The sequence below is a fragment of the Pseudomonas abyssi genome (assembly GCF_002307495.1).
GTDB lineage: Bacteria > Pseudomonadota > Gammaproteobacteria > Pseudomonadales > Pseudomonadaceae > Halopseudomonas > Halopseudomonas abyssi.
On the sequence record NZ_NTMR01000016.1, the window covers coordinates 174,666 to 185,149 of the forward strand.

The 10,484-nt window shown below is 56.3% G+C and carries 11 protein-coding genes and 1 pseudogene; 3 read left to right on the forward strand and 9 right to left on the reverse strand.

All coding sequences use genetic code 11. The features are described from left to right. Positions 1-83 precede the first annotated feature (83 nt). From CNQ84_RS13250 to CNQ84_RS13275, 6 genes and pseudogenes are all read right to left on the reverse strand, one after another. The gene (locus tag CNQ84_RS13250; RefSeq protein ID WP_096005326.1) at positions 84-842 is read right to left on the reverse strand and encodes a hypothetical protein; all 759 of its coding nucleotides are present in this window, start codon (positions 840-842) and stop codon (positions 84-86) included. Positions 843-1,307: 465 nt separating this feature from the next. Continuing rightward, a pseudogene (locus CNQ84_RS13255) lies at positions 1,308-2,118 on the reverse strand (ISL3 family transposase); the annotation flags it as partial. Between the two features lie 128 nt (positions 2,119-2,246). Continuing rightward, positions 2,247-2,768: a signal peptidase II gene (gene lspA, locus CNQ84_RS13260; protein WP_008930575.1), complete on the reverse strand. Its 522-nt coding sequence runs from the start codon at positions 2,766-2,768 to the stop codon at positions 2,247-2,249. A 53-nt stretch (positions 2,769-2,821) separates the two neighbouring features. Then, a complete protein-coding gene (lnt, locus tag CNQ84_RS13265) occupies positions 2,822-4,261 on the reverse strand; it encodes an apolipoprotein N-acyltransferase (RefSeq protein WP_133065901.1) in 1,440 nt (479 codons plus the stop codon). Between the two features lie 294 nt (positions 4,262-4,555). After that, entirely contained in the window at positions 4,556-5,317 is a 762-nt protein-coding gene (locus tag CNQ84_RS13270) for a ZIP family metal transporter (RefSeq protein WP_245841388.1), read from the reverse strand. Between the two features lie 142 nt (positions 5,318-5,459). Continuing rightward, positions 5,460-6,356, reverse strand: a complete 897-nt coding sequence (locus tag CNQ84_RS13275) for a cation efflux transmembrane domain-containing protein (RefSeq protein ID WP_096005328.1) — start codon at positions 6,354-6,356, stop codon at positions 5,460-5,462. Positions 6,357-6,454: 98 nt separating this feature from the next. Between CNQ84_RS13275 and cadR the strand changes: the two genes are divergently transcribed. Beyond that, positions 6,455-6,889 carry a Cd(II)/Pb(II)-responsive transcriptional regulator gene (gene cadR, locus CNQ84_RS13280; protein WP_096005329.1) on the forward strand — a complete coding sequence of 145 codons (435 nt, stop codon included), beginning with the start codon at positions 6,455-6,457 and terminating at the stop codon, positions 6,887-6,889. A gap of 347 nt (positions 6,890-7,236) precedes the next feature. On the opposite strand, the gene CNQ84_RS13285 is transcribed toward cadR, so the two are convergent. The 3 genes from CNQ84_RS13285 to CNQ84_RS13295 all read right to left on the reverse strand — a co-directional run bounded on the left by CNQ84_RS13285 (position 7,237) and on the right by CNQ84_RS13295 (position 9,884). Beyond that, positions 7,237-7,800: an MbcA/ParS/Xre antitoxin family protein gene (locus tag CNQ84_RS13285; protein WP_133065902.1), complete on the reverse strand. Its 564-nt coding sequence runs from the start codon at positions 7,798-7,800 to the stop codon at positions 7,237-7,239. Between the two features lie 249 nt (positions 7,801-8,049). Then, on the reverse strand, positions 8,050-9,306 hold the full coding sequence (locus CNQ84_RS13290; RefSeq protein ID WP_096005331.1) for a DEAD/DEAH box helicase: 1,257 nt from the start codon (positions 9,304-9,306) through the stop codon (positions 8,050-8,052). After that, positions 9,306-9,884: a hypothetical protein gene (locus CNQ84_RS13295; protein WP_096005332.1), complete on the reverse strand. Its 579-nt coding sequence runs from the start codon at positions 9,882-9,884 to the stop codon at positions 9,306-9,308. The genes CNQ84_RS13290 and CNQ84_RS13295 overlap by 1 nt, the downstream gene beginning before the upstream one ends. 101 nt (positions 9,885-9,985) lie before the next feature. Between CNQ84_RS13295 and CNQ84_RS13300 the strand changes: the two genes are divergently transcribed. Further along, positions 9,986-10,207 (forward strand): helix-turn-helix domain-containing protein, encoded by a 222-nt coding sequence (locus CNQ84_RS13300; protein ID WP_096005345.1) that lies wholly within the window; start codon positions 9,986-9,988, stop codon positions 10,205-10,207. 105 nt (positions 10,208-10,312) lie between these two features. Further along, a partial coding sequence (locus CNQ84_RS13305; protein ID WP_165771293.1) for a transposase occupies positions 10,313-10,484 on the forward strand: 172 nt, incomplete at its 3' end.

Below are 10,484 nucleotides of genomic sequence, written 5' to 3' on the forward strand. Positions count from 1 at the left end.
AATGTTGCCGGTCCCTCAAATGCAATATCTCTTCAACTGAACAGAGCTTGCCAGCCAATAGGTCTAGCACAACAACCTTACGCCTAAGCCGACTCATCTTTGGGAGGGGAGGACTTGTGCGAGTGCATCAGTGATTCACAACTCAAGATTAGTTGTCGACCATAGGCCCGAGAGGCCTCTCGTAAGGCCAGCTCGTTAACTGCGGTCATCAGGTAAGCCGAATGCAGTAACGCGGCAGCAACAGCGATATAGACCTTTTCTTCCACATTCGGAAGTGCGGCGAAATAACCTGATTCAAAGTACAGTATGCCGGCACAACTAAGCAGCACTAGTAAATTACACACCAGCGCGATTGACTTTAGACCCAGGAGGTTCCGTCGAAAACCATACGTAATGTTTTCAGCAAACAGAAGCGGATATGCAGAGTGATCGCGTGTTTGCTCGCGCAGCCATGCGTTAGCGGACTGGTAAAAATCAGCGGAAAGTTCCGAACCGCTTTGCTCCTCCTCAAGTGTTGGCGCTGTCAACGCAAGCTGTTCGGCAACGAACCCTCTATACCGATCCTTCGAGCCTTCCGGGACATCCCGGTTTCCCCTGAGCCACTGGTCCGGCGTTTCTCCTGTGCCTAGACGCTCTTGAAGCTTCTTGCCTCTGTGCCTGGCCAAGTCTGCGAACGCAAAAATAAGCACGAAGCCTATGCTGCTTGCGATCACTTGGGAGAGTGCAAGGTGATCCCAAGGCACGAGCATGAACAATAGGATTAGTAAAGGAAGACCCGATATCAGCGCAGGGAAAACGCGGGCCTTAAGGCTGTATGTGTCGAACTGGCTGAAAACTTCCATATACCACTCCGTGAGTGTCGCGACTTCCTCCGTCACTAAACCTTTAGTACCGACCGGCGGCACAAGCACACCGAGCAAAGCATAAAGGACCTGATAATCGCATGGCAGCGTGCGTATTGAACAGTCCACCTGTCCACACCGCCTCGGAATACTACATAGCTTCAACATGACTTTCGACCGAACGTGACCAAAGCACTAAGCCCAAACAGCAGTGCGGTTTAGTAGCGATAGCCAAACATGGACTGCCCAATAGAGCCCTGGGGTATCAAGGCTTGCGCCCTGGAGCGGCTGACTGAAAAAGTCGGTCAAGTGGCCGCATGGATACAATCAGGAAATGAGTGCTTCTGCCTGGTGTGGGCGGGGTCGCTTGATCGACCTCCAAGAAGCTCAAACTTGCGCCGACAACCAGAGAAATTAGGGTATCCGGATTAAGTGGTTGATGGGCCTTCCAGCCCCATCCAACCCTTAGTCCTTCCAGAAGGTTGATAGATCGACACCGAAGTTCTTCTCAGGCTCGGGGAGTCCCATGTTGTAGGTCATGGTGGCTCTGCCCAGAAACGGGGATTCCTTGACTTGTGGCGCCTTCTTCTTGTGCTTGGTGGTATAGAGCATCCGGGCTCGCATTACCTCGAACGAATAGCCCCGGCCATCACGGTTTTTGTCCTTGGCTAGGCGGTTTATCGACTACGTGAAAGCGTTGGTGATCGGGATGTCGGTCTCAAAGTAGGTCAGCATCTCTTCACGCCAGCCACTGACGGCGCTGACGAGATCCTTCCAAACCTCCTTCTGCCCCTGAGGGATGTTGTCAATCCAGGTGGCGAGAGCCTGTTCGGCACCACGCCGATTGGTACAGTCCCAGATATGGTAGAAGCGCTCCTTGTGCTCGTAAGCCGCCAAGAGCTGGGGGGAATGCTCCTGTCCAGGTCTCCATGATGAGCCGTTCGCGGTCTGAAACGTCGTGAGCGCGCTTCAGCAGGATTTTCCGGTCACCTTTGAGGGTCCGGCGCTGATTGGGCTTCAACTCCTTCCTTAGGCCTTTGCGGATCTTCTCTAAGGCCTCGTTGGCCATGCGCACGACGTGGAACTTATCGACCACGATACGGGCCTGTGGCAGCACCGTCTGGAAGGCGCGGCGGTAGGGCTTCCACATGTCCATGCTGACGATCTCGACCTGGTGGCGGTTGGCCATGCTCATGAGGCGTCTTGTCACCCTCTCTTGCTGACGACCGGGTAGCAGGTCCAGCAGGGTGCGCTCTTCCAGATTGGTTAGGATGCAGCAGAGCCCTTGGCAGCAGTCGTGCATCAGGAACGTACAGCTGGCTCATGAAGGCGTGCCGCCTTATCAAGGCCCAGGACGCGCCTATTCCGGAAGTCAAGCATGCGATAGCGAAGACGCTAGGCGATTCAGCGGCGGCGGCTGCCTGGTTGATGTCGTATTTCCGCCCAAATAAAGAGGGCGACACCGAGGAAGATCCATACGTCCGCTAGGTTGAACGATGGCCAGTGCCACTGGGCATAGTGAAAATCGAGAAAATCCTCTACGTAGCCTAACCGCAAGCGATCTGCGACATTGCCCAACGCGCCGCCGAGGATCGCACTGAGGGCGAGCCGATAACTCAGTACGCGTGGTGAACGCCAAAGCCAGTACACCAGTAATATCGAGATAACCAGGGCCAGTCCGATGAAAAGCGGCTGCTGCCAACCGCCGACATCCGCGAGAAAGCTGAAGGCCGCCCCCGTATTGTGGCGGTGGACCCAATTGAAGAAGGGTGCGGCAGGCACGCTTTCACCATGCGCTAGCATGGTGCTGGCAAGGTACTTGCTCGCCTGATCGACAAACAGTAACAGGAGCGAGAGCCACAGCCAGCGCATCGCCTTTCCCGGCTCGTGGGCTTTCTCTGCGAGCCGACTGCCATAAGTAGACATATCCCCTTCCTCCTGACCCAATCTAGAATTTGCTCGCTGCTAAATAACAAGCGTCATGTACCCAACCGATGATGCCGACGAATTCGACGGAGCAGGAGCAGGCCGAGTCCGAGTGCGGTCAGGCCAAGGACAGGCCAATCCCGCCAGCGCACATAAGGGGGCGCGCCAGTTCGCGGTGTCACTTCGGCGCTGAGGGTGGCCACTTCGAACTGCGGAGCACGCTTGAGCACTTTGCCCTCATGATTGATGGCTGCTGTGATACCGGTGTTCGTGGCTCGAAGAAGGTCACGTCCGGTTTCGATGGCACGCATGCGTGCCATCTGGAAATGCTGGAGGGGGCCGAGCGAGCTGCCGAACCAGGCATCGTTGCTGACATTCACCAGTAACTGCGCTTCGGGCAGAAGCTCAGTGACTTCGGCACCAAAGACCGCCTCGTAGCAGATGAGTGCCCCTACGGGCACCCCTGCTGCATTCAGGACGTGCGCTTCCCGTCCCGGTGTGAAGTCGGACATGGGCGCCCCGAGCACGTCGAGGGCCGACCCCAAAAGATCCCGAAACGGAACATATTCACCGAAGGGCACCAGGTGGCGTTTGTAGTAGAAGCCTGAGGGATCGGAGAGGCTTACCACGGCGTTGTAGGTACGGCCCTCCGCCTCGCGTACCGGGACGCCAATCATTAACGATGTGCCTGCCTGATCGGCTAACGCCTCAAGCTCAGCAAGATATGCTTTGGCCTGGTCATGCCACATCGGGATTGCCGCTTCTGGCCAGATCACGATATCGGCTCCGAGATGCTGCGCGGTAAGCGCCTGATAGCGCTCAAGTGTGATGTCCCGGTATCTCGGGTCCCATTTCTTGTCTTGCGCGATGTTTCCTTGCAAGAGGACGACATCGATCGGGTCAGCGGCTGGCTGCGTCCATTCACGATCCAGCAGTTGCAAGCCGGCGAGGGTAGCGACTAACACGGCACCGACTACCGCAGCACGGCGCAGGCTTGGCCCCTGGACAATCCAGGCAAGCCCGCCAGCGAGAAGTGCCACCAGTAAACTCACGCCAAGCACGCCAAAGACGGGAGCGATAGTGGCAAGTGTGGTGTCGGTCTGGCTGTAGCCAATGAAGAGCCAGGGAAAGCCGGTCAAGAACCAGGTGCGCATCCATTCACTCAGCACCCATGCCGCAGGTAGCCCTAGCCAGAGTGCCATTGCATCCATCTCAGGGCGCAGGCAGCGCACGAGGTACGCGACGCCCCATGGAAAGAGGGCGAGCAGCGAGACAAAGGCCGCCGTGACTAACACCGCCACCACGGGGCCATTGCCGTACTGGCTAATGCTGATAAAGACCCAGGAGACACCCACGCCGAAGTAGCCAAGGCCAAAGAGGTAGGCCGACCACAGCGCCTGACGCCTTGAAGACTGCGCGGTCAGGACAAAAAATGTTGCCAGAGCGATCACCGCAAGCCATGCCCAGCCCACAGGGGCAAAGGCAAGCGGCATGGCGCCTCCAGCAAGTAGAGCCATCCCCCCTGTCAGAAGCGGCTTATAGCGCACGCCCGTGTATAGGCTAGAGGGTAGCGCGCACTTATCACCCAATGCTCTCTCGCCTCCGAATCCAGGATCAACCCTGTGGCTCATGCTTTCTTGCTCCGCTTAATCAAGCTGCGTCAATTCATTCGGCCGGCTGGCCAGGGTGGCAAAGTGAATGTTTCTGGACTCGACTAGGTGCGCCGTAAGCTGGGAGCTGCTTCGTATTCGGCCAGCACGACAGTGGCTGTGTTGGGGAGCAGTACGTTAGCTTTGCGATACCACCCCTTCCAAGCCCGCTGATACCAGAACGAACAGGACGAAGCCGCCTATGAAAGCCAGCGGTGAGATGTGCGTATCGTCACCGCTCTCGTGAGCCTCGGAGACCATATCTTCGATGGCAGCGACCGTGAGAAGGCCTGCCGTGAACGTCAGTGCCGCTAGCTTAAATGCCTCCGGCTGCTTCCTGAGTACGAAGTAAGCAAAGACGGCTGCCGAGAGCACAGGAATCGCGAAGGAAGCAGAGAGCAGTATCCGCTTGCTACGAGGGATTCCTTTATCTTTCATGGTGGCGATCGTCGCAAAGCCCTCAGGAACATCGGCGAGAACCTGACCCGCCGCCAGGATTATCGCGACCGACGGTGAGACCGCCGACCCCGCCCCGATCAGGAGGCCATCGCTGAACAGGTCGATGGATACGGCGATATAGATCATCCAGACACTCGTCTGACCGCCTTCTCCCTGCTGGCCTTGTCGCTTCTGGAGACTCTCAACGAGCTTCTCGATACCTACGTAAGCAATGCCGCCCAGCGCGAAAGCGAGGGCGATTACCCAGGCTGAGAGGTTCTCTAGCACGCGCGGCATGATTTCAACCGCCACCACCGCAATGACGAGGCCGGCAGCGCCGTGAAGGGCGTAATTGAGACGGCGCCCGGTAGTTCGGGAGGCCTCCGCAGCGAGCCCACCACTAAAATTGCCTAAGGCGGGCAACAGCGCCAGGCCGAGTACCAGCCAGATACTATCCATCATCTTCCTTCCTTGGTTGATTCCTAGATACGCTACCTTGCTGGCTCCGAGCCTTCGCGCTATATGCTGTCGTTCAGGCCTAGCGCGCTTGTACAGCCACTTCGATCAAGTGTCCCAGGCATCGATAGCTGCGTACCGTGCAGCCTCACCCCTTGAGCGCCAGGATGCGCCGAGCGCCGTTGAGGACGATCAGGCCCACGATGGTACCGATAATCAGGTCAGGGTAGCTGGACCCCGTCCAGGCGACCAAGGCACCGGCGGCGATGACGCCCATGTTGATCACCACATCATTGGCCGAGAATATCCAGCTTGCCTTCATATGCGCGCCGCCTTCGCGGTGCTTGGATATCAACAGCAGGCAACCGGTATTGGCGATCAACGCGACGAAGGCGATCGCCATCATCATCAGCGATTCAGGCTCACTACCGAAAACAAAGCGTCGCACCACCTCGACGAGTACGCCGATAGCCAAAATCAGTTGCAGTACCCCTGCCAGATGCGCGGCACGTACCTGCATTTTCGCACTGCGCCCTACGGCATAGAGAGCCAGGCCATAGACGGCTGCATCGGCAAACATATCCAGGGAATCAGCGATCAGGCCGGTAGACTGGGCGATCAGGCCAGCAGTCATTTCCACCACGAACATGATCGCATTGATACCGAGCAACACGCGCAGAGTGCCTGACTCCTGCGTAGCAGAGACTGCCGAGCTCTCAGCGGCCTTGATCGTCTCTGGGTCGGCAATGACGGTTTCCTGAAGAGAGGCGCCTAGCCCCAAGGTCGCCAGTTTCGCGGTAATGAGCTCAGCCTCGCCGTCATGCACGACCTCCAATCGGCGGTTCGACAAGTCGAAGGACAGCGTTCGAATCTCATCAAAGCCGTTCAGCGCCAAGCGGATCATCCGTTCTTCTGAGGGACAATCCATCTTCGGCACAGCATACACGCTGACCCATTCCCCTGACGCTTCGGAGGAGACCGGCATATCGGTATCCGCTGCAGGCGTTGCATCGCAGCTACATGGGCCACCACAGGCTTTACTCACGATACGGCTCCAGTTAACCAACATAGATTGCTAGTATTAAAAACTATATAGCTACTATAAGGTCAATGGGACAGATGATCCGTTGAGGAGTAAGCCTGATGCGCATTGGTCAGTTAGCCCAGATAGCGGGTATCGACACGCAGACGATCCGCTTCTATGAGCAGCAGGGCCTGTTGCCGCCGCCAGAACGGCAGGAGAATGGTTACCGTGTCTATACCGAGAAGCATGGCGAGTGGCTTGCCTTTATCCGCCGCTGCCGAGTTCTGGACCTGTCACTGACAGAGATTCGCGAGCTACAGAGCTATCAGGACGACCCTCGCCAGCCCTGTACCGCCGTCAACGCCATGCTCGATGACCACATCTCTCATGTGCGGTCGCAGATAACTGCTTTGCAAGCGCTTGAGCAACAACTCGTTTCACTGAGGGCGAGTTGCAACGAGGGTCGGGAGATCAATGCCTGCGGCATCCTGACGGGGATCAGCGAGGAGAGCAAACAACAGCTGTATAGGGCTAGCTCAGGCCGTAAGGACTGAGCAGAGACATGCCGGACCTTGCAGTGACATTGTGAATGCATGGTGTGTTGATCGCGAAGCCTCACTGCGTATCTCGGCATGCGAACCTGGGCGTTGCTGCAAACTTGCAGGGGCCGTGAAGAAGAGTCGTCATCAACCAGGTAATCCGCTGAGCTGATGGTTGGTTCCGTCATCATGATATGAGCCAATCAACCAAAAAATCCGGATACCCAGAAATTACTGATAGAGGACCCTGGGCGAAGAGTGCCGATGGCCACAATGAAAGGATTGAAACGCGTGAGCAGCCGAGAGGCGGTGGACCTTTTGGCGGTGCAAAACACTGCACTAACGAAAGGTACTCGCTCCAGTTACACAGCGCCTCCCCACTCTATCGCATTGAGAGCTTTAAGTACTCGTTGCGCCCCAGCCTCTGAAGCACAAAGCGATTCAGGGCTTTCTTCTCCTAGCACAACATTTGGCTCAGTAAGCCAGGCGGCAGCGACTGCCTCATCATTGAAAACTTCCGCCGCCCGAATACGAACCTGACCCAAGTGACTGGTACCCTCAGCAAGACCAGCTGAAAAACCATCGCCCTTCAGCGCTGCTCGTTGATTACCTGGGCTTACACCGCATGGAGTGTCTGCCAACGGTGTCGAGAGCCGCTCATCTTTCATACTGGGGTTAAGGCTGGAGCAAAACAGAGGTTGATGGGGTCCCACCAACCTCGTTGGCACCGCTTTTCCTACCTTTTCCTGAGCCAAGCTCTCTTCTAAACGCCCGAGCGAAAAGATCTGATCGGCGGACGGGTAATGCCTAAGCAGGTCTTTCGCATGATTTCGGATGTGCACTGGTAACTCGGAATTTCGGCTGATTTCGCGCAGAAAGGTCTCGGTCTCCAAAATGCTCAGGGTTCGCTCATAGCGAAGGCTCACGGCGACCACCTCCGTTCATCTCATTGGCAGGCGTGGAAGCGGACACCACATTGCCGACATGCATCGCCCACATTGAATAATCTGGAGATCCCTGCCAGCAATCAAAAGCAGGCCAGTAGCTGCTGTCTATACTGCTGGGAGAAACTAACTTTGAATGTCGGCTCAATAACATTCGCAGCCAGCGATAGGCAGTGATGGGATTCCAGATCAGCCTCGTCATCTGCTCTGGTCTCACCTCGACCTGTAGCATCATCGACACCATCCACCCCCCCCCTCCAGAGAATCAAAGGTAACACCGGCCTCCAATGCAGCCATCGGCAACTCCCTTAGCACAGCTAGGTCCTCCGGCAGGTCGTCAGAAATACGCTCAGCGAACCCCCGCAGTTTTTCCTCGGCCAGCATAAACAACCACGCCAGCCCATCTCGCCCGCCAGAACGTCGCAAAACCCGCCCCAGTACTTGACGGTAGTGTAACTCGGTGCGAATGCGACTGAGATAGCAGCATACCTGCAGCCGGGGGATGTCAGTACCTTCACTAATCATGCCGACAGCTACGATCCATCGGCTGCTACTGGTTCGGAAGCGGTTGATGGCCTGCTGCGCATTCGGGGTCTTATTTGTGACTACGCTATACGTCTCGCCCCGGGCGTGAAGAGAGCGAGCAATATGTTCCGCGTGCTCAATGTCAGTCGCAACGACTAAACCCGCAGCGTCGGCTCTTACCTGGCGCAGCTCATCAAGCTGCCTGCAGCCGAGATCAAGAACGCGCTCAATAATTTCCTCGTGACGCACCAATGCCTCGTATGTAACGCGGGATCCGCTCAGGAGGCTTTCTACGCTGCTGAACAGCCTGGAGGAACTACTTGGCCCTTGCGCCTCCTCCAGCGTCACCTCGCTGTTGTCGAGCAGCACAATGCGAGGGCTTCTGCATACGCCATCGGCAATTGCCTCTCTCAGCGAGTATCGATAGTCACAGATCAATTGCCCGTCCGGCGTCGAGTAACGAGCAAGTGCGATGCCCTTATCGTCAGTGCGCCAAGGGGTGCCCGACAGCGCCAAGGTGAATCTAGCGCGGTCCTGAATCCTACACAGTATTTGAAGCCCCCAAGCATTACTAAAGGAAGGATCACTTCCCGCGCAGTGATGGATCTCATCGAAAACCGCGAGCACTCGATAATCAGAAAAAAGTTGCCAAAAGTCGTGGTCGCGAAACTCCATTGCTTGGTAAGTGTACGCGCTCCCAATTGCACCTATACGCCCATCGAGGCGCCGGCCAAGGACAGAAGAAAAAGTTGTCCGAAAGCCTTCGACTACTTGGCACGAGGGCGCGAAACATAAGACTAGATCTATCTGGTCTTCGTCGACCAGCCGCTTCGCCAGTTCAGCTGCCATGCGAGTCTTGCCTGCGCCAGGTGTCGCCTGACAAAAAAAGTGCGGGGAAAGTGCATAGCGCTTTATCGCTTGAGATATGCAACGGCGCTGCCAAAGACGAAGTCCTTCGCTCATCACGGCCTGGCTAAGGTCTTGAGCGTCTTCTCGATGGCGCGAAGATGACCAAGCAAGCGTGAGCTGCGGTCTCTAGCTTCCATATATTGGCTCTCAAGCAAGTGGTGGAGATGAGGCATTTCCTTCAGGAGCTTTTTGAAACATTCTGCCTCGCCCATGGAGGACAAAAAGTCCATGCGAGTCTCTTTATGCAGCCTGTCTAGGTCTTGATCAGAGCGGTTCGCGGCAACTTTGACTGCCGTGCCTGCAAGAGCCTCTTTCCTGACTTCAGGCGCATCAGCAAGGCTACTCTCGAAGCTGCCGGTTACCAGCTCAACTTGCAGATGCTGTGGCGCGCTCAGCACTTGATAGCGCTGCCCTCTTGAGCGGTGCTCACCATCAGTGGTAACCCACCCTACGCGCACGAGCCTGCGGATCTGCTCGTAAACGTAAAGACGGAGATCTGCAAGGCGGAAACTTTCGCTGTCTAGGCTTGCAGCATATGCATCGCGCAACTCTGCAGTTGTGAACTTAGCGAGGCCTGGGTCTTGGAGTAAGTCGTGAAGGCGCCTGTCAAAAGTAAACGCGGCCGATTTCATGTAGGTACCAGGGAAGAGAAGCGCAAAATGCGGATTATAGTCCGTGGCCTCAGAGTCCGCAAACCCACGATAGTACCATCTCAAGCTGAGTTGAGATGGTCATGGAAACGTTGGCGATATCGCTAGGGCACCGCATCCGCGAAGAAAGAAGGAAGTGTGGCATCTCCCAAGACGTCTTGGCGCTAACCAGCAATCTTGATCGTAGTTACGTTGGGCGAATCGAAAGAGGAGAAGTCAACCTCACGATCGAGAAGCTGTACCGTATTGCGAAAGTTCTTGGCTGCGATCCCGCAGGCTTGCTACCGCCACTGTCTGAAGTTTAGCCCGCTTACGCAACTCAACTTTTAGCAGCGCGCCTCATGCATTTGAATCGCCCCTAGTTTCGTAGACACCTCCTGGCCTCATAATACGGCCCACTAGGAGGTGCCATGAGCAATCCGCGTTATCCCGACGAATTCAAAATCGAAGCAGTCAGGCAGGTGACCGAACGAGGTATACCGGTGGCTGAGGTAGCTGCTCGTTTGGGCATGTCGACCCACAGCCTGTATGCCTGGGTTAAGCGCTACAGCAAACCTGAAAAGCAACGCGTGCAAGAAGACG

Coding starts and splice junctions, on each gene's coding strand:
- CNQ84_RS13270 (WP_245841388.1), bottom strand. CDS start 5,317: ATGATGGATAGTATCTGGCTGGTACTCGGCCTGGCGCTGTTGCCCGCC.
- CNQ84_RS13250 (WP_096005326.1), bottom strand. CDS start 842: ATGGAAGTTTTCAGCCAGTTCGACACATACAGCCTTAAGGCCCGCGTT.
- lnt (WP_133065901.1), bottom strand. CDS start 4,261: ATGCCGCTTGCCTTTGCCCCTGTGGGCTGGGCATGGCTTGCGGTGATC.
- cadR (WP_096005329.1), top strand. CDS start 6,455: ATGCGCATTGGTCAGTTAGCCCAGATAGCGGGTATCGACACGCAGACG.
- CNQ84_RS13290 (WP_096005331.1), bottom strand. CDS start 9,306: ATGAGCGAAGGACTTCGTCTTTGGCAGCGCCGTTGCATATCTCAAGCG.
- lspA (WP_008930575.1), bottom strand. CDS start 2,768: ATGTCTACTTATGGCAGTCGGCTCGCAGAGAAAGCCCACGAGCCGGGA.
- CNQ84_RS13295 (WP_096005332.1), bottom strand. CDS start 9,884: ATGAAATCGGCCGCGTTTACTTTTGACAGGCGCCTTCACGACTTACTC.
- CNQ84_RS13300 (WP_096005345.1), top strand. CDS start 9,986: ATGGAAACGTTGGCGATATCGCTAGGGCACCGCATCCGCGAAGAAAGA.